The organism is Brachybacterium sp. YJGR34, from assembly GCF_003347015.1.
Classification (GTDB): domain Bacteria; phylum Actinomycetota; class Actinomycetes; order Actinomycetales; family Dermabacteraceae; genus Brachybacterium.
Genome location: NZ_PNFB01000003.1, coordinates 163,470 through 181,094 on the forward strand (window position 1 = coordinate 163,470; position 17,625 = coordinate 181,094).

Below are 17,625 nucleotides of genomic sequence, written 5' to 3' on the forward strand. Positions count from 1 at the left end.
TACGTCTGTGCAGCGATGCTGAACAGAGGAGTGCGAATCATCGCTTGTGCTGACGGGATGGTCGGCGCAGGATCGCGGTATGACCTCCGCACTGACCGGCCTCGTCCTGATCGTCCTCCTCGCCGTCCTCGCCGTGGTGCTCGGCGGGCTCACCCGCCTGCTCGCGTCCGCGATCGCCGGCCCGGCGGGGCACGGCGCGGGTCGGGACCGCTCCTGGGCGGCCCGGATCGCGAGCGCGGACGCGCTCGTGGCCCGCGAGCTCCGGCCCGACGCCACCCAGCCGATGGCCCGCATCGCGCCCGAGGGCGGAGGTGCCGGGACGGTCCTCCGAGACCCCGAGGCGGAGTCGCCGGAGCCCGCCATGTCGGCGGCCACGCCGGCCGCGGCGGTGCTCGCGCCGTCCGAGGCGGCGCCGACGCCCGCTGCGCAGCACCGGGCGATGCCGAGCCCGGCGCGGGGCTGACCCGGACCGGGTCCGCACCGCGCTCGCGGCCGGGCCCGGCCCCGACGCCGGGCGGCTCAGCCCTCGGAGCGGCCGAAGCGCGGCGCCGGCAGCGGCGGTGCGACCGCTGCAGGGGACTGCTCGAGCAGCGCGAGCGCCTCGTCGACCCCGCGGGCCAGCTGCGGGTCCTCCCCGGCCACCCAGGCGTTCGGCGGCAGCGGCACCTCGATGTCCGGCTCCACGCCGTAGTTCTCGATCGCCCAGTCCTCGCCCCGGAACCAGCTGGCGTACTTCGGCTGGGTGACGCCGGTGCCGTCGACCAGATCGTAGCGGCCGTCGATGCCGATCACGCCGCCCCAGGTGCGGGTGCCGATGACCGGTCCGATCCGCATCGCCCGCGAGACCGCGCCCACGATGTCGCCGTCGGATCCCGCCTCCTGGTTGGTCACCAGCACCACCGCACCGCGGGGCGCGAAGGCGGGATAGGTGCCGGGCGTCTCGTGCCGCGGGTAGTCCCAGGACAGCACCCGCCGGGCGAGGCGGTCGGTGACCAGCTGCGAGGTGTGGCCGCCGCTGTTGTAGCGCACGTCCACCACCAGGCCCTCCTTGGTGGTGGCCGCGCGCAGGTCACGGTGCATCTGCGCCCAGCCGGAGGAGACCATGTCCGGGATGTGGAGATAGCCCAGCCGGCCCTCGGAGAGATCGTCGACCAGGGCGCGACGCGAGTCGACCCAGGCCTGGTAGCGCAGCGCGGAGTCGTCGGCCAGGGGCGTGACCGCCACCCGGTGCTCGGCGCCGTCGCGCAGCAGCACCAGCTCGGTGGGCTTGCCCGCGGCGCCGACCAGCGCGGCCTCCACGCCCTCCCGGTGCACGGGGCGGCCGTCGACGCGGAGGATCGCGTCGCCCACCTCGGCGCCCACGCCGGGCGCGAGCAGCGGGGAGCGGGCCTCGGGATCCGAGGAGTCGCCGGGCAGGATCCGGGTGATCACCCAGCGGCCGTCCCGGCGCTCGACGTCGGCGCCGAGGTAGGCCGGCAGCATCGGCGGATCGGCGGTGTAGGGAGCCCCCATGACGTAGGCGTGGGAGGTGCCCAGCTCGCCCTGGACCTCCCACATCATGTCCTGGACGTCGTCCTCGGTGACCAGGCGCTCGATCACCGGGTCGTACCAGGAGGTCATGGCGTGCCAGTCCATGCCGTCCATGTCCGCCCGCCAGAACTGCTGCGCCATGATCCGGTAGTTGTCCCAGAGCATGCCGCGCCGCTCGGCGACCGGGTCGACGGTCAGGCGCAGGCGTCCGGTGTCGATGACCACGCGCGAGGGGTCCTCGTCCTCGACCTTGCGCTGCGCGGGCACCTGCACCCAGTTCTCGCCCTGTGTGATCACGAGCGTCTCGCCGTCTCCGGAGGCGGCGAGATCGGTGACGCCCTCGGCGAGCACGGTGAGCTTCCGGTCCGCGAGGCTCCAGTGCTCGAGCGTGGGTGCCGGGGCCTCGCCCTCGACGCCGGCGCGGGCGCTGCCCAGCACGCCCTGCTGCGGGTGGCGCAGCCAGACGAAGCCGCCGCTGACCGCGGTGAGGTGCGAGTAGGAGCCGGAGACGACCGGGAAGGGGACCAGGCGCGACTCGAAGTCCGCGAGGTCGATGCCGGTACGGGGAGGACGGGAGGCGTCGTCGGCGCCGGCGGCGCTCGTGGAGTCGGCGGCATGGCCGCCCGCCGGGGCCGACGACGCGGCGCTCGAGCCCGCCGCCGCGGCGTGCTCCTCGCTCGCGGCCCCCGCGGGACCGCCGTCCTTCGCGCCGTCCGCGGCGGGGCCCCAGCCGTCGGGATGCGGGCCGAAGGGATCGGGGGTGCTGCGCTCGAGCGGGATGAGGACGGGCCGCTCGGCGTTGACGAAGCCGAGGTCGAAGACCATGTCGTCGTACACCGTCTCGAAGGTGCGCAGGGACAGCAGCGCCAGGTGCTTGCCGTCGGCGCTGAAGGCGGGTGCCGTGTCCTGGTACTTGCCCGAGGTCAGCGCACGACCGGTGGGCTCGGGATCCTCGGTGTCCGATAGCATCAGGCGGCTGAGCTGCCAGGAGTTCGGCTCCGCCCAGACCAGCCAGCGGCCGTCCGGGGACCAGGCCAGGTCGCGGATCTCGCCACCCGAGGAGCGGCCCACCTCGCGCACGTGGTCCAGCTGCGGGACGTCGACGGCGGTCTGTGCATCCTGCTCCCAAGCGGAGGCCCCCGCGGCCGGCGCGCCCTCGCCCCGTGGCGCGGCCGCCGCGCTGCGGGCGGGATCGGTGAGCCCGCGCAGGGTCACCAGGCGCAGCACGTTGTCGTGGGTGGAGATCGCGATCCGGGAGCCGTCGGGCGAGGGGAGGGCGTGCAGGATGCGGCCCACCTCCCCGAGCGGCAGGCGGATCTCCTCGCCGCCGCCGTCGAGCCGGGCGAGGGCCAGGACGTCGGAGCCCACGCCGCCGGACTCCCGGTCCGCGACGGCCTCGACGTCGGAGACGAACAGGGCGTACGGCGTGCGACCCAGCGGGCGCACCTCGCGCAGGCGCAGACCGCAGGTCCCGGCGAGCAGCCGGGCGGGCCCGCCGCGGTGGGTGAGGACGTGGGCGCTGCCCCGCCATTCCACGACGCTCGCGCGGGCATCGTGCACCGGGCGCATGGCCAGCAGGTTCGAGGAGGGGGAGGCCGGGCGCGGCCGACGGGCCGAGCCCACGCCCGAGGCGTGGATCTCGACCTCCCGCGGTGCCGCCTCCAGGGAGTCCATCGCGAACAGGCGCCCGCGGGAGCTGAACACGATGGTGCGGCCATCGGTCGCGGGTTCGCGCAGATAGCCCTGCTCGGAGCTCAGCGTGGTGTGGACCTGCAGGTCGGTCCCGTCCAGCGCGACCGACCAGAGGTTCGCGGAGGCGCGATCGTTCCGCGCGGCGCCGGGGCCGGGGGTGTCCGAGGCGAAGAGCAGGCGGTCCCCGTACCAGGCGATCCGCAGCCGGGAGGCGAGCAGCTCGTCCAGCAGCGGCTCCCAGGGTCGGGCGGCGTGCGCCGCGGCGGGGGCGTCCAGCGGCACGTCCTCGTGGGAGATCCAGAGCTTCACCGCGGTGCCGCCCTGGTAGTGCTTCCAGGAGGCCTGGTCACGGCGCCATGGGGTGGCCACGACCGTGGTGCCCGAGGGGTGGATCGCCACCTCCCCGGACCGGCCCAGCGGCAGCAGCTCGGCAGTGCCCTCGAGATCGAGCGCCCACAGCTGCGCGTCCCGGGCCAGCGGGGCGGCGTAGCTCGTGGAGGCCACGATGCGGCCGTCCGGCAGCCAGCCGACCACCTTCGTGGCCGGCCGCCCCCAGAAGCTCAGGCGGCGCGGAGCGACCTCGCCGTCGGTGGGCACGACCCAGACCTCCGGGCCGCCGGAGGCGCGCGAGGTGAAGGCGACGTGGGTGCCGTCGGGCGAGAAGCGCGGGTAGCCGACCGGGGCGCCCTCGTCGGTCAGCCGCCAGGCGCGCCCGCCCTCCAGCCCGGCGAGCCAGACGTCATTCGCGGCGGTGAAGGTCAGCAGGTCACCCCGGACATCGGGGTGGCGGAGATACGCGGCATGGGCAGGTGTGGTCGACATGGGCCAACTCTATGTGCGGGCCCCGTCACAGGGGCCGAGTTCGCCCGGTCGGAGACCGCTCGCGCAGGCGGGGGCTGGGGCCGCAGTCGGTGGGGGGGGAGGCCGGGTGCGGGGGCGAGAGCGGAGGAAGGGACGGCGGGTGCCGGGTGCCGGGGGCAGCCTTGCTGCAGGCAACTTCACCGTGGAACTGGGGCTCCATAACACGGTGAAGTTGCCTGCATGGGGCATGGGGCATGGGGCATGGGGCATGGGGCATGGCGCCCGGCGCCGGGGTGTCAGCTGCTCGCGTCGACCGCCGCGCCGTCCGCGCGGTGCAGCCACTGGGCCAGCTCCGCCCGGGTCACGGCCGGATCCCCGCTCCAGGACGCGACGTCCTCCGCGGCGGGGCCGATCCCCGCGGCCGCGAGCCAGGCGACGTCCCGCAGGACGGATCCGGGCTCGGTCCCCTCGGGGAGCGCGACCTCGGACGGGATCTCCCAGACGGCGCCGAATCCGGCCAGCGCCGGACGCAGCAGGGCCGTGAGCAGGGCGGCGGCGTCGGCGCGGGTCGCGGGGTCCTCCGGCCGCACCCGCAGCTCGGCATCTCCCCACAGCACCCCGCGGCCGTGCAGCCACAGCTGCGCGGCGGCCCGGTCGCCGTCCGCGCCGAGGTCGACGAGCACCGCCGACGCGGCGTCGAAGGAGACCTCGGGTGCGCCGGCGAGGCGGTGGAGCGCGAGCGCCAGATCGCCGCGGGAGACCTCGGCATCGGGGCGGTAGGCGGTCTCCGTCGACGCCGGCTGCACCCCGGTCTCATGGGCCCAGAGCATCGCCGAGGCCCCGGGATGGTCCGCCGCGACGTCCTCGAACGGGGCGGCGGCCGGCGCCGGGGGTGCGGCATCCGCCGAGGCCGCCGGCGCCGAGGCCCCGGACCGCTCCCGAGTGAGGAGCGCCCCCGTGGCGACCGGGACGGTGATCGCGGCCGCCGCGCCGCCCAGCAGCATCGCGCGGCGAGCGGGCCGGCCACTGCGTGTCCCGCCCCGTCGCTCCGGGGGTGGCTGTGCTCCGCCGACGGCCGAGGTTCGGCGGGGGGTCGCCCCGGCGGCCGGGAGGAGGCGGGGATCCGCTCCGCCGGCGGTCGGAGTCCGGCGCGGGTCCGCCCCGGCGGCGGCAGGGGGACGGCGGGGTTCCGCCCCGGTCGCGGCGGGCGTCCGGGGACCTTCGGGGCGCAGACGAGGCGCGGGAGGTCGCCTCACAGCCACCTCAGCTCCCGCATACGGTGCACGATCGCCCAGGTCACGGCCAGGTTCCCCCAGCCGTTGAGGTGGATGTCGTCCGGCGCCCGCAGGGCCGCGGGGACCACGCCCTCGGCCAGCGCGTCATGGGTCGCGGCCTGCTCGAGCAGGCGCAGCGGGGCCAGCGGTGCGCAGCACAGGCCCTCCTCGCCGGTCAGCAGGGCTGCGAGATCCAGGAAGTGCCGGCCGTAGCGGCGGCTCTGCTCCTCGTTCACGGCGGCCACCGCCTCGGCGGTCTCGGAGCCGATCGGGTCGAAGGGCGTGGGCCAGTGGCCGAGCACCAGCGTGTCCTGGGCGGGGTCGGGGGCCGCGTCCCAGAGGCGTTGGGTGTCCTCGAGGACCTGCGCGACCTCCAGGATGTTGTTCTTGCCCGTCCACAGCACCTGGCGCGAGTCCTCCGTGCGGCGGGCCAGCGAGGAGGTGAAGATGCCCTCGCCGCCGGTCGAGGCGGGGTCCTCGGGCACGAAGAACCAGGAGCCGCTGCTGCCGTCGAGGGCGCCGGGCGCGCCGTCCACGGCGCCGGGGATCCGGATCGGCCCGGCGGGGGCGAGCCCGGAGTCGAGCGCGACGGGCACCCGGCCGTCCTCGGGCGAGGGGTCGGCCAGGCGCCGCAGACGCGGGGTGTCCAGGCCGCGCATGAGCAGGGTGTGCCCCGAGCGGGTGGCGCCGACGCCGTAGGCGTGGACCGGTGCCGGGGCGAGGGCCAGCGCGAGATGCTCGTGGAGGCGCACCGGGAGCGGGGTGGCGTTCGCCCCGCCCTCGGAGCTCATCGACGAGGAGCCCCACAGGGTCAGCGGTCGCGGTTCGAGCGCCGGTGCCAGCAGGCGGCGCGAGGCCTCGGTCCCCGGGGGACCCTCGGCGCCTCCCGCGGGGAGGGGTGCAGCGGGCGCGGCCGGAACGGCGACGAGCTGCGACGCGGGCATCGTGGTCCTTCGTGCGGGTGCTGAGGGCTCCGACAGGTGCCCGCGAGCCCTCACCCTACGGGACGGCAGGGGTCCGGGAAAGGGGTTGCGCGGCCCTCCCCGGCGAGCTCAGCCGTCGGCGACCATCCCGGTGCCGAAGGGCGCCGCCGGATCGGCCACGGCGACGGCGAGGGTGGTGTCCGACTGGCCGTAGTAGGCCAGCCACGTCCCGCGGAACTTCACCAGCCCCTCGACGAAGGTGACGTTGGAGACCAGGCCGTGGGTGTCCTCGAAGGTCTGGGGGCGCAGCCACGGCTCCTGCAGGCGGGCCAGGATCCGGGTGGGCTCAGCGGGGTCGATGGCGATCTGGCCGCAGCGGTAGTCGACATCGACGGTGCCGTCCTCGTGGACCGTGCGGACGGCGCCGTTGGTGAGCATCACCAGCAGCCCCGTGTCGGTCAGGACGGGGGAGGTGCCGATCTCGACCAGGCTCTCGTCGAAGGTTCCGGGCGTGGGGATGTAGATCGGCTCCTGGTCGGTGCCGCCGGGGGTCCAGTGGATGAGGTCGTCACTGGTGGCGTAGTAGATCGCCCCCTCGCCGAAGTACATCCACCAGCGGCCGTCGATCTTCTGGGGCACGATCACGCCGGCCTTCGACCAGTTGCGCTTGGTCTCCTCGCGCACCGCCGCGAAGGTGTTGAAGCCGTCGAACAGAGGGCCGTGCTTCGTCCAGTCCCGCAGGTCCTGCGACGTCGCCAGGCACAGCTGCGCCTCCTCGCGGTCCCACCCGGTGTAGGTGAGGTAGTAGGTCCCCTCGATGAACGCGATGCGAGGGTCCTCGCAGCCGTAGCGCTCGTAGTCGTGCTCGGGAGAGAGGATCGGGGCGTCCTCCCGCTCGAAGGTGTACCCGTCCGTGCTGGTCGCCAGGCCGATGTGGGAGACGATGTCCTCCGCGTGCGCCCGGTACAGCAGCACCACGCGGTCGTCGACGACGAGGGCCGCCGGGTTGTAGAGGTTGCTCGACTCCCAGGAGTCGCCGCGGGGGCGCAGGATCGGGTTGTGCTGGTACGGCGTGAAGGGGCCGAGCGGGAAGCGCGCGTCGCCGAAGAGGCTGGTCGTGGTCATGACGGGGTCTCCTGGAGAGGTGATGGATCGATGGGGGAGTCGGGCGGGGCGGCGGCCTGGGGTCAGCCCTTCACCGCGGCGCCCAGGTCCGAGGGGCGGAAGTGGCGCTGGAACAGGCAGAACAGGATGACGACGGGGAGGGCCAGGGCGCAGGCCCCGGCGAGGATGACGCCGTTGGGGTTGGCCTCCGAGCGCGCCGAGTTGGAGATGAAGTTGGCCAGGGACACGGCCAGCGGCTGGGTGTCCGCGTCCTTGGTGATGAGGAAGGGCCACAGGAATTCGTTCCACGGGCCGATGAAGGTGATCAGCACGACCGTGGCGATCGCGGGCTTGACCATCGGGATCGCGACCGACCAGAGCACCCGCAGCTCCCCGGCGCCGTCGATGCGGGCGGCCTCGAAGATCTCCTCCGGGAGGCCCAGGAAGAACTGGCGGAAGATGAACACGGCGGTCGTGTTGATGAGGAAGGGCAGGATCATCCCGGCATAGGTGTCGCCCAGCTGGTAGTAGGACGCGACCTGCACGTACAGCGGGATCATCAGCAGCTGGAAGGGCACCATCTGCACGCCCAGCATGATGACGAACAGGGCGTTGCGCCCGCGCCAGCGCAGCCGCGCCAGGGAGTACCCGGCCAGCAGCCCGAAGGTGAGCGTGCCCAGCAGCACGCCGGCGGTGAAGACGAGCGAGTTCATCAGCGATCGCGGCAGGTTGATGCGCTCGTTGATGGTCGCGAAGTTCTCGAGGGTCCATCCGCCGGTGGGGAACATGTCCGCCGGGGTGTTGGTGGGGTTCTCCTGGAAGGCGCCGACGACCATGAAGTAGAACGGCGCGATGAAGCCCAGCGCCATGATCGCCAGGATCAGGTACAGCACGACCTGCTTGGGGGAGCGGGACATGTCAGGACTCCTTCGTCAGGCGGGTGGAGAGCAGGGAGAGCAGGCCCACCCCGATCACGAGGATCACGCCGATCGCCGAGGCGACATCGGGGTTCCCCTGCTGGATGCCCTTCTGGTAGATCATGAGCACCGGGGAGCTGGAGGCGCCGTCGGGGCCGCCGCCGTTGGTCAGCAGATAGGGCTCGGTGAAGAGGTTCGCGCCGATGATGATCGACAGGATCAGCACGATCAGCGTCGTCGAGCGCACCCCCGGCACCGTCACGTGCCAGAACCGCTGGATGATCCCGGCGCCGTCGGTGGACGCCGATTCGTAGCGCTCCGCGGGGACGGCCTGCAGTGCGGCGAGGTAGAGCAGGATGTAGAAGCCGAGCTGCTTCCATGTCACGTACAGGGCGATCGACGGCATCGCCAGGTGCTCGTTGACCAGCCACGACGGATCCGGTGCCAGAGGGCCGAGGATCGTGTTGACCAGGCCCTCCTGCGAGAACAGCAGCATCCACACGCCGATCAGGGACACGCTCGCGGTCACGTACGGGACGTAGAAGGCGACCCGGAAGGCCGCCGTCCAGCGCGTCACCGCGTTCAGGGCCGAGGCCAGGATCATCGAGAGCACCACGGTCAGCGGGACGTTGATCGCGAGGAAGATCGCGATGTTGCCGAAGGACTGCAGGACTCGCGGATCGGTGAGGGCCGCCTGGTAGTTGGCGAGGCCCACGAAGTCCGCGTCGATGTCCATGCCGGGGGCGGCGAAGACGTAGTCGAAGAAGGAGATCCACACGGCGTAGGCCAGGGGGTAGGCCATCACGACGGCGAGAAAGACGACGTAGGGGACGGCGAGCGCGAGGCCGAAGGGCTGCTTGCCCAGGATTCTGGTCAACATGTCAGGCTCCCAGGAGGGTGTCGATGGCGTCGGCGACGGCGGGGAACTCCTCGCGCACGGGGCGCTTGCCCAGCACGGCGGAGGCGACGTACCCGTCGCGGAACCGCTGCCAGATCTCGATGGACCCCGGGACGTTGGGGACGTCGGCGACCCGGGCGGACTGCTCGGCGAAGGCCCGGTAGGCGGGGTTCTCGCGGAAGAATTCCGGATGGAGCGCGAGGAGGTCCTGGCGCATCGGCATCTGACCCGTGAGATCGAGCAGGATGCGGTCCTGCTCGGGAGCCGTGGCGAACTGCAGGAACTCCCAGGCGCTGAGCTGGTGCCGGCTCGAGGTGAACATCGAGGCGTTCTTCGCGTCGGCGAAGGTGGTGATCTCCTCCGGGGAGAGGCCGTCCGCCGTGGGAACCGGCATGATCCCGTAGTCGATGGTGCCGTCGTAGGAGGCGATCGCCCACGGACCGGCCATCTGCATCGCCGTGGTGCCCGCCGCCATGGCGTTGTCCGTGGAGGTCTCCGTGGGGGCGAGGCCGCGGGCGTAGATCTCCTCCCAGAACTCCCCGGCGGCGATGCCCTCGTCCGTCGCGAAGGTCGCCCGGTCGTCCTCCACCAGCAGGGTGCCGCCCGTGGAGGCCAGCATCACCGGGTAGTAGTCGAACCAGGACTGGAAGAACTCGGCCGTCGGGGCGGGCCAGATCGCGGAGCGCGCCGCCCCGGAGTCGACGATCGCCTGTGCGCCGTCGAGGAAGCTGTCGTAGCTGGCCATGCCCGGGTCGTCGGGGTCGAGGCCGGCCTGGGCGAAGAGCTCCCGGTTGTACATGATCATCACCGGGTTCGCCTTCCACGGCAGCTGGTAGTAGCGCCCGTCCTCGTGGGCGTAGCCGCGGGCGACCTCGGCCCCCACCCGGCCCTCGATGAAGGCGTCGGCCCCGTCGAAGGCGGAGAGGTCCACGAGACCGCCTGCGCGGACCCAGTCGGTGGTCGCGGCGGGCGAGATCGCGAACAGGAGGTCCGGCGTGGTGCCGGCGACGATGGCGGCGGTGACCGCCTCCTCGGTGCTGGCGCCGGCGGGGACCTCCTGCAGGGTCACCTGCTCCTCGGGACGCTCGGCGTTCCACAGCTCGGCGACGGCCTCGCCCCAGGCGCGCTCCTGCTCGTTGGAGGAGGTCCACACCGTCAGCGGGCCGCGCGAGGAGCGGGCGGCGGACTGATCGGCGACCACGGGGCGGGAGCAGGCGGCGGCGCCGCCGACGACACCGAGGCCCGCCGCGCCGGCGGCCGTGCGCAGGACTGCGCGTCGAGAGATCGTCATGGGACTCCTTCGTCGGGATGCTGCGGTGCACCCCGGTCGGTCGGTCAGGAAGCGGGGATCGAGGGGTGCGTCGGCGCGGGGCCGATGCTTCCGCGCTCGTGGACGCGGACGCAGTCGAGATGCTCGGCGGCCGGCGGATCCCCCAGGAGGTCGGCGAGGAGGCGCTGCGTCGCGCGGACCCCGCTGGCGTAGGGGTCGGAGTCGACGGAGGTGAGGGCGGGGGAGAGGTGGCCGGAGAGCTCGGTGTTGTCGTATCCCGTCAGGGAGAGGTCCTCCGGGACGCGCAGGCCGCGACTGCGGGCCAGCGAGAGCCCGGCGATGGCCATCACGTCGTTGGCGTAGACGATCGCCGTGGGCGGCTCGGGGCCGTCCAGCAGCGCGGCGGTCGCATCGTGCCCCGCCGCGGCGGTGAAGTCCGCCTCGACGACGCGGGTCGGATCCAGGCCGTGGTCGCGGACGGCGGTGACGAAGGCCTCCCGGCGCTCGATCGCGTGCAGCATCGTGAGGGGGCCGGTCACATGGGCGATGTGCCGGTGGCCGGCGTCGACGAGGGCCCCCACCAGGCGCCGGATCGCCGGGGCCCCCTCGACATAGACGGCGGAGAGGCCGTGGCGCTCCGCCTCGGAGGGGCGATGGCCGGTCAGCATCACGGCGGGGAGCTCCAGCTCCGCCATCAGCGCGGGCCGAGGATCGTCGCGGCGGATGTCCAGCAGGAGCACGCCGTCCACGCGCCCGGCGGCGTGACGCCGATAGACGGCCTCCTCCGCTTCGGCGCTGGTCACGACGTTCAGCAGCAGGCCCATCCCGGCGCCGGAGAGCACGGATTCGCAGCCGGAGATGAAGCGTGGGAAGAAGGAATCGGCGGCCAGGACGTCCGGGGTGCGGGCGAGGACCAGGCCGATGGCCGCGGCCCGCGAGGTCGCCAGGGCCCGCGCGCTCTCGCTCGGGGTCCATCCCAGCGTTGCGGCCGCCTCGAGGATGCGCCGACGGGTCTCGTCGGCGACCGGTCGCTTGCCCGAGTAGGCAAGGGAGACGGTGCCCTTGGAGACGCCCGCGGCACGGGCGACGTCGCCGATCGTCGGGCGGACTCGAGGCATCGATGGCTCCTGGGGCGTGACGACCGGCCTGCGACGCAAACCGGTTTGACCCCTGCATCAAACCGGTTTGCAACCCGGTGTGTCAAGGTGTCGGGAAACCGTCCTCCGGCGAGCGGGGCCGATTACAGTGACGCCCATGAACGCTGAGATGCCGATCGGCACCCACCTGGAGACGTCCGAGACCGCGTACCTCCGTGCGCCCAAGCTCAACCGCCACACCTTCTGGTGCGGGCAGAGCGGATCGGGCAAGACCTACGCGCTCGGCGTGGTCCTCGAGCAGGTGCTGCTGCACACGCACCTGCCGCTGGTGATCCTCGATCCGAACTCCGACTTCGTGCACCTGGACAGCCCGCAGGACTCGGCCTCCGAGGAGGCCGCGGCGCAGCTGGCCTCACGGGACGTGCGGATCCTGCGCCCGAGCTCGCCGGGCGATCGGCACCTGCAGGTGCGCTTCGTCGACATGGACATCCGCTCCCGGGCCGCGGTTCTGCAGCTGGACCCGGTGCTCGACGCGGAGGAGTACAACGCCATGCTGCGCGTCGGGGCCGAGTACACCTTCGGGGACGACCGGGGACTGGCGACATGGCTCGAGAACCATGAGGATCCGCTGCTGCGGCGCCTGGCGCTGCGCCTGCAGAACCTCGGCGTGCTCGAGTGGGACATGTGGGCGTGGGGCGGGCGCGACGCCACCGACGTCATCAACGAGCTGCCCGACGCCACCGTCGTCGACCTCGGCGGCTTCGACTCCGCCGCCCAGCTGCAGGCCTCGGCCCTGGCCGTGCTGGACCGGCTGTGGGCGCAGCGGCACGAGCGCACCGGCCGTCTGGTCGTGATCGACGAGGCGCACAACCTCGCCGCCCCCGATGCCGGGACCCCGCTGGCCCGGGCCCTCACCGAGCGCATCGTCCAGATCGCGGCGGAGGGGCGGAAGTACGGCATCTGGCTGCTGCTGTCCACGCAGCGCCCGTCGAAGCTGCACCCCAACGTCATCTCGCAGTGCGACAACCTCGCCCTGATGAAGATGAGCTCGACCCGCGACCTCGACGAGCTCGGTCAGATCTTCGGCTTCGCCCCCTCGGAGCTGCTGGAGCGCTCCCCGCGGTTCACGCAGGGGCAGGCGCTGTTCGCGGGCGGGTTCGCGTCCGAGCCGCAGCTGGTCCAGATGGGGGAGCGGTTGACGCGCGAGGGCGGATCGGACGTGCCCATCGGTCTGCGCTGAGGCGTGACGGGACCTCGCGGCTCAGCTGACGGGGTCCCCCTGGACCGGCCCCTCCGCGTTGGGCCGCCAGCCCAGGGCCGGCGCGACGTGCTCGGCGAAGCTGCGCAGGATGTGCAGGTTCAGGTCCACGCCCGCCTGCGAGGGGATCGTCAGCATGAGGGTGTCCGCGGCCTGGACGGCGGCGTCGGCCTGCAGCTGGGCGATGAGCTGGTCCGGCTCGCCGGCGTAGGTGCGGCCGAAGGTCGAGCGGTGCCCGTCGATGATCCCGACCTGGTCCGCCTCGGCGCCCGGCCGCATGCCGAACAGGAGACGGTCCTGCTCGGTGAGGATCGGGAAGACGCTGCGGGAGACGGAGACCCGCGGGGCGTGCGTGTGCCCGGCCGCGCGGAAGGCGGCGCGATAGCGCTCGATCTGCTCGGCCTGGAGGTCGCCGAACTGGGCACCGGTGGCCTCGGTGAGCAGGGTCGAGCTCATGAGGTTCAGGCCCATCGTGCCCACGCCCTCCGCGCTCTCGCGGGAGCCGGCGCCCCACCAGATGCGGCGGATCAGGTCCGGGGAGTGGGGCTCGATGCGCAGGTCCTGGCCGGGGGAGACCGGGGCGCCGTAGGGTCTCTCGGCGGCGCGGGCCATGCCCTCGCCGCGGATGGCGTCGAGGAAGACCGCGAACTTCTCGCGGGCGATGTCCGCCCCGCGGGGGTCCTCGGAGCCGGTGTAGCCGAAGGCCTCCCAGCCGCGCTCAGCGGGCTCGGGGCTGCCGCGGGAGACGCCGAGGGCCACCCGCGCATCGGCGATGTGGTCCAGCGCGGCCGCCTCCTCCGCGAGGTAGAGCGGGTTCTCGTAGCGCATGTCGATCACGCCCGTGCCCACCTCGATCCGCTGCGTGCGCGCGGCGACCGCGGACAGCAGCGGCATGGGGGAGGCGGACTGCTGGGCGAAGTGGTGGACGCGGAAGTACGCGCCGTTCACGCCGATCTCGTCGGCGCCGACGGCGATGTCCATCGCGTCGTGGAGCATCTGGCGGGCGCTGATGCCGCCTTGGGCGGGGCTGCCGCCGTAGTGGCCGAAGCTGAGGAATCCGAAGGCTCGCATGGGCCCACGGTACCAGGAGATGGTTGAAAACTTCATCAGAGTGATGTGCAAAAGGCCTGTCGGACGCCGCGCAGCGTGCCCTAACGTGGTCAGGGCCGTTCACGGCACGAACGGCTCCTCCGTCACCCGACACCATGATCCGGAGCTCATCGATGACGATGTCCCGCCGTACCCTCGTCGCCCTCACCGCCGCCGCCGTCCCGAGCCTGGGGCTCGCCGGCATCGCCCAGGGCGCCCCACCCACCCCGCGCGCCGAGGCGCCGACCACCCCCGTCGATGCCGCAGAGGCGGTCTCCCGCGCACGCATCGCCGCCGACGTCCTCATGACCGACTACGACCCGGCCAAGGCCTGGTTCCCCTCGAGCTGGTGGAACTCCGCGGTCGCCCTGCAGACCATCGGCGACTACATGCGTCGCACCGGGGACCTGCGCCACCTCGATCAGCTCGACCTCACCTTCGAGCAGAACCAGGGCCCCTTCCCCGCCGGGGAGCTGTCCGGGGACGAGCTCTACGGGAACTTCACCAGCCGGGCCATCGACGACTCCGGGTGGTGGGCGCTGACCTGGATCTGCACCTACGACCTCACCGGCGAGCAGAAGTACCTCGACATGGCCGTCCTCATCGGCGAGTTCATGCTCGACTTCTTCGACACCAGCACCTGCGGCGGCGGGATCTGGTGGGACGAGGAGCGCACCTACAAGAACGCCGTCACCAACGGCCAGTGGATCCGGCTCACCGCGGAGCTGCACAACCGGATCCCGGGGGATGCGGCCTGGCTGGAGCGGGCGCAGGAGGCCTGGGACTGGTACCTGGGCAGCGGGATGATCAACGAGCGCGGCCTGCTCAACGACGGCCTCACCGATGCCTGCGAGAACAACGGCGACCACGTCTACACCTACAACCAGGGCCTCGCCATCGGCGCCGCGCTCGAGCTGCACCGCGCCACCGGCGACCCTGACCTGCTCGAGAAGGCGCGCTACTTCGCGGACTCCGCGCTCGCCGAGGGCGCGCTGACCCGGGACGGGATCCTCGTGGAGTGGACCGACGCACTCGGGGAGACCACCAACGACAACCACAAGCAGTTCAAGGGCATCTTCCTGCGCTACCTCATGGACCTCGCCGACACCACCGGCGAAGCCCGCTACCGCGAGTTCGCCGCGGTGCAGGCGGAGTCCGTCTGGGAGCATCGCACCGTCGCCGACCGCCTCGGTGTGCGCTGGGGCGGCGCCGAGACCGAGGGCTCGCCGAACGTCGCCGACTGGCGCACCCAGGCCAGCGCCCTGAGCGCGCTGCTCGCCGTGGTGCCCGCCGACGGCGCGACGCGCTCCCTCTCCGCGGCGCTGACCTCGCCCCCGGTGGTGGTCCCCGACGACGCCCTCGCCGAGCGCGAGCTCGAACTGACCGTGGGGGCGACCGCGCCCGGGGTCGGCCCCGTGCACGTGCGGCTCGCCGCGGACGCGCCGGACGGCTGGGAGGTGGCCACGCCCCGCACCCTCGACCTCGAGCGCCCCTCCGACGGCGGCCAGGATGCGGTCGCGGAGATCGCCGTCCCCGTCACGGTGACCGTCCCGGCCGATGCCCCGGACGGCGTCCACGAGATCGGGATGCGCGTGAGCGCGCCGGGCGGGCTCGAGCACACCGCCCGCGCGCTCGTGGTGGTGGCCCGGGAGATCGACTTCTCCGGCGGCACCGAGGACGCCGCCTGGCTGTGGGACGGCGGCGGCTCGGGGGTGACCGATGAGCCCGGTCGCTTCGCCGACGGCGTGAGCGCCTTCATCTACCGCTTCCCCTTCCCCGCCAGCACCACCGCGGCGCAGGTCACGGTGACGATCTCGAACCAGTTCGTCGTGGAGCTGAGCGCGGACGGCGAGAGCTGGACCGAGGTGCTGCGCGAGGAGGAGCCGCTGCGCGACGCCTCCAACCGGGGGGAGCGCACGCTGGATCTCGCGCCCTACCTGGCGGGGGAGGAGAAGGACGTGTTCCTGCGCGTCTCCGACGCCTTCCCCGAGGACGGCTGGGGCGGGCAGGTGCACCGCGTGACGGCGGAGTACAGCGGTTCCTGAGCGCCCGGGCCCCGGGGCCCTCCCCGCCGAGGGCTCCGGGGCCGCGGGTGATCCGCGCCCTGACGAGTCGCCATCACCGCCGCCGCCCGGTAGGATCCGTGCCATGTCAGCCGCTTCGTGCTCCGCCGCCTTCGCGGCAGTGATCAGGACCTCCCGCTAGCGGCGGGACGTCCACCACGCACCACTCGTTCCCGGGAACGTCCCGTCGCTCCGTGATCCCTCCGGAGCGGCTCCTCATGCTGCTCCGCTCACTTCTCAGCGACGGAGCAATCGATGCTTTCTGACAAGACCCCTACCTCTCGCGGGCTGAGTCCCGCCCCTGCGCGCGCAGGGCTCGTGCTGGCCACGATGGCCCTGCTGCAGTTCTTCATCGCGGTCGACGTGACCGTGGTCAACATCGCCCTGCCCTCGATCGGCGCCGACCTCGGCGTCGACGGCCACGCGCTGACCTGGGTCGTGGTCGGCTACACCATCACCGGCGGCGGGCTGCTGATGCTCGGCGGGCGGCTCGGCGACCTCCTGGGCCGACGCCGCACCCTGCTGGTCGGCACCACCGTCTTCGGGGCGGCGTCCCTGCTGGCGGGTCTGGCGCCCTCCTTCCCCGTCCTGGTCGCCGCGCGCCTGCTCCAGGGCGTCGGCGAGGCCGTCGCGTTGCCCGCGGCGATGGCGACCATCGTGCTGATGTTCCCCGAGGGGCCGCGGCGGTCGCGGGCGCTGAGCGTCTGGGCGGCGGTGGCCAGCTGCGGCCTGGTGCTCGGCTTCGCCCTCTCGGGGATCATCACCGCCCACCTGGGATGGCGCTGGATCTTCCTGATCTCGGTGCCGTTCATCCTGGTCGTCCTCGTGGCGGCGCTCCTCCTGGTCCCGGCCGACAGGCCCGCAGCCCGTGAGAAGGTGCGCCTGGACCTGCCGGGCTCGCTGCTGCTGACCGCGTGCCCGCTGCTGTTCGTCACCGCCGCGGTCGAGGCCGGCGAGCCGAGGAGCTCGCTCTGGGTGAGCGTCGTGGCGCTGGCCGGCGCGGTGGCGGCGGCGATCGGCTTCGTGCGCGTCGAGGCGAGGTCCCCCAACCCCCTGGTGCCCCTGAGCTTCTTCGCGGACCGCTCCCGGGTGCGGGCGAACCTCACCACGATGCTGCTCAGCGGCGCCCTGTCGACCTCGTTCCTGCTGTTCACCTTCTACCTGCAGGACCGGCTCGGGATCGGCCCGCTCGGCGCGGGGCTCACGATGCTGCCCCTGGCCGTGTCCCTGATCGCGGCCTCGGTGCTCGTCCCGCGACTGCTGGGGCGCTGGGGCGCCCGTGCGTGCGTGCTGCTCGGGCTCGCGGCGGCCGCGGGGGCGATGGCCGTGGTCGCGACCGTGGCCGCGCAGGGCGGCGGAGCGCTCTGGCTGCTGCCGGCGATGCTGCTGATCGCCGCGGGCATGGGCTTCGGCATCGTGGGGCTGCAGTACATCGCCGTCAGCGGGACCACCGAGGAGGACGCCGGGATCGCCTCCGGCGTCCAGCGCGCGGCGGACCAGCTGGGCGGGGCCGGCGGCGTGGCCGTGTACGTGGGCCTCGGCTTCGCCCCGGCGCTGCACGGCGGGGACCCCTTCGTGATCGCCGCCCTGCTCGCCGTCGCGGGGCTGGCCGTCGGCGCCCTGGTCATCTCCCGCCCGGCGGTCGCCGCGGAGGTGCCCTCGCAGGTCGGATAGCAGACCCTGCCTCTCCGCCGCCGGCCGGTCGGCCG

The 17,625-nt window shown here is 73.2% G+C and carries 13 protein-coding genes; 4 read left to right on the forward strand and 9 right to left on the reverse strand.

The genetic code is table 11. The features are described from left to right. The first annotated feature begins 79 nt into the window (after window positions 1-79). On the forward strand, window positions 80-463 hold the full coding sequence (locus tag CXH06_RS04670) for a hypothetical protein (protein WP_114853987.1): 384 nt from the start codon (window positions 80-82) through the stop codon (window positions 461-463). A 56-nt stretch (window positions 464-519) separates the two neighbouring features. On the opposite strand, the gene CXH06_RS04675 is transcribed toward CXH06_RS04670, so the two are convergent. The 8 genes from CXH06_RS04675 to CXH06_RS04710 all read right to left on the reverse strand — a co-directional run bounded on the left by CXH06_RS04675 (window position 520) and on the right by CXH06_RS04710 (window position 11,527). Next, window positions 520-4,044, reverse strand: coding sequence for a S41 family peptidase (locus CXH06_RS04675; RefSeq protein WP_114853988.1), 3,525 nt, complete (start codon window positions 4,042-4,044; stop codon window positions 520-522). A gap of 275 nt (window positions 4,045-4,319) precedes the next feature. After that, a complete protein-coding gene (locus CXH06_RS04680; protein ID WP_114853989.1) occupies window positions 4,320-5,027 on the reverse strand; it encodes an S-layer homology domain-containing protein in 708 nt (235 codons plus the stop codon). A gap of 248 nt (window positions 5,028-5,275) precedes the next feature. Next, window positions 5,276-6,241 (reverse strand): hypothetical protein, encoded by a 966-nt coding sequence (locus tag CXH06_RS04685; RefSeq protein WP_114853990.1) that lies wholly within the window; start codon window positions 6,239-6,241, stop codon window positions 5,276-5,278. Window positions 6,242-6,349: 108 nt separating this feature from the next. Then, window positions 6,350-7,345, reverse strand: coding sequence for a glycoside hydrolase family 130 protein (locus tag CXH06_RS04690; protein WP_114853991.1), 996 nt, complete (start codon window positions 7,343-7,345; stop codon window positions 6,350-6,352). Window positions 7,346-7,407: 62 nt separating this feature from the next. Continuing rightward, window positions 7,408-8,241 (reverse strand): carbohydrate ABC transporter permease, encoded by an 834-nt coding sequence (locus tag CXH06_RS04695; RefSeq protein WP_114853992.1) that lies wholly within the window; start codon window positions 8,239-8,241, stop codon window positions 7,408-7,410. A 1-nt stretch (window position 8,242) separates the two neighbouring features. Further along, entirely contained in the window at window positions 8,243-9,121 is an 879-nt protein-coding gene (locus tag CXH06_RS04700) for a carbohydrate ABC transporter permease (protein ID WP_114853993.1), read from the reverse strand. A gap of 1 nt (window position 9,122) precedes the next feature. Further along, entirely contained in the window at window positions 9,123-10,430 is a 1,308-nt protein-coding gene (locus tag CXH06_RS04705) for an extracellular solute-binding protein (RefSeq protein WP_114853994.1), read from the reverse strand. A gap of 44 nt (window positions 10,431-10,474) precedes the next feature. Then, on the reverse strand, window positions 10,475-11,527 hold the full coding sequence (locus tag CXH06_RS04710; protein ID WP_114853995.1) for a LacI family DNA-binding transcriptional regulator: 1,053 nt from the start codon (window positions 11,525-11,527) through the stop codon (window positions 10,475-10,477). A 136-nt stretch (window positions 11,528-11,663) separates the two neighbouring features. Here CXH06_RS04710 and CXH06_RS04715 point away from each other — a divergent pair, with 136 nt between their 5' ends. After that, the gene (locus CXH06_RS04715; protein ID WP_114853996.1) at window positions 11,664-12,746 is read left to right on the forward strand and encodes an ATP-binding protein; all 1,083 of its coding nucleotides are present in this window, start codon (window positions 11,664-11,666) and stop codon (window positions 12,744-12,746) included. 21 nt (window positions 12,747-12,767) lie between these two features. Here the strand turns inward: CXH06_RS04715 and CXH06_RS04720 are convergent, their stop codons facing one another. Continuing rightward, window positions 12,768-13,835 (reverse strand): LLM class flavin-dependent oxidoreductase, encoded by a 1,068-nt coding sequence (locus tag CXH06_RS04720; RefSeq protein ID WP_114853997.1) that lies wholly within the window; start codon window positions 13,833-13,835, stop codon window positions 12,768-12,770. 152 nt (window positions 13,836-13,987) lie between these two features. Between CXH06_RS04720 and CXH06_RS04725 the strand changes: the two genes are divergently transcribed. After that, window positions 13,988-15,898 (forward strand): glycoside hydrolase family 76 protein, encoded by a 1,911-nt coding sequence (locus tag CXH06_RS04725; protein WP_114853998.1) that lies wholly within the window; start codon window positions 13,988-13,990, stop codon window positions 15,896-15,898. A 273-nt stretch (window positions 15,899-16,171) separates the two neighbouring features. Further along, window positions 16,172-17,590, forward strand: a complete 1,419-nt coding sequence (locus tag CXH06_RS04730; RefSeq protein ID WP_198684007.1) for an MFS transporter — start codon at window positions 16,172-16,174, stop codon at window positions 17,588-17,590. The last annotated feature ends 35 nt before the right edge of the window (window positions 17,591-17,625 follow it).

What these genes read in the sequence shown, in the direction of transcription:
- CXH06_RS04690 (WP_114853991.1), bottom strand. Translation starts at nt 7,345, where the DNA reads ATGACCACGACCAGCCTCTTCGGCGACGCGCGCTTCCCGCTCGGCCCC.
- CXH06_RS04685 (WP_114853990.1), bottom strand. Translation starts at nt 6,241, where the DNA reads ATGCCCGCGTCGCAGCTCGTCGCCGTTCCGGCCGCGCCCGCTGCACCC.
- CXH06_RS04680 (WP_114853989.1), bottom strand. Translation starts at nt 5,027, where the DNA reads ATGCTGCTGGGCGGCGCGGCGGCCGCGATCACCGTCCCGGTCGCCACG.
- CXH06_RS04670 (WP_114853987.1), top strand. Translation starts at nt 80, where the DNA reads ATGACCTCCGCACTGACCGGCCTCGTCCTGATCGTCCTCCTCGCCGTC.
- CXH06_RS04710 (WP_114853995.1), bottom strand. Translation starts at nt 11,527, where the DNA reads ATGCCTCGAGTCCGCCCGACGATCGGCGACGTCGCCCGTGCCGCGGGC.
- CXH06_RS04695 (WP_114853992.1), bottom strand. Translation starts at nt 8,241, where the DNA reads ATGTCCCGCTCCCCCAAGCAGGTCGTGCTGTACCTGATCCTGGCGATC.
- CXH06_RS04725 (WP_114853998.1), top strand. Translation starts at nt 13,988, where the DNA reads ATGACGATGTCCCGCCGTACCCTCGTCGCCCTCACCGCCGCCGCCGTC.
- CXH06_RS04720 (WP_114853997.1), bottom strand. Translation starts at nt 13,835, where the DNA reads ATGCGAGCCTTCGGATTCCTCAGCTTCGGCCACTACGGCGGCAGCCCC.
- CXH06_RS04675 (WP_114853988.1), bottom strand. Translation starts at nt 4,044, where the DNA reads ATGTCGACCACACCTGCCCATGCCGCGTATCTCCGCCACCCCGATGTC.
- CXH06_RS04715 (WP_114853996.1), top strand. Translation starts at nt 11,664, where the DNA reads ATGAACGCTGAGATGCCGATCGGCACCCACCTGGAGACGTCCGAGACC.
- CXH06_RS04700 (WP_114853993.1), bottom strand. Translation starts at nt 9,121, where the DNA reads ATGTTGACCAGAATCCTGGGCAAGCAGCCCTTCGGCCTCGCGCTCGCC.
- CXH06_RS04705 (WP_114853994.1), bottom strand. Translation starts at nt 10,430, where the DNA reads ATGACGATCTCTCGACGCGCAGTCCTGCGCACGGCCGCCGGCGCGGCG.
- CXH06_RS04730 (WP_198684007.1), top strand. Translation starts at nt 16,172, where the DNA reads ATGCTTTCTGACAAGACCCCTACCTCTCGCGGGCTGAGTCCCGCCCCT.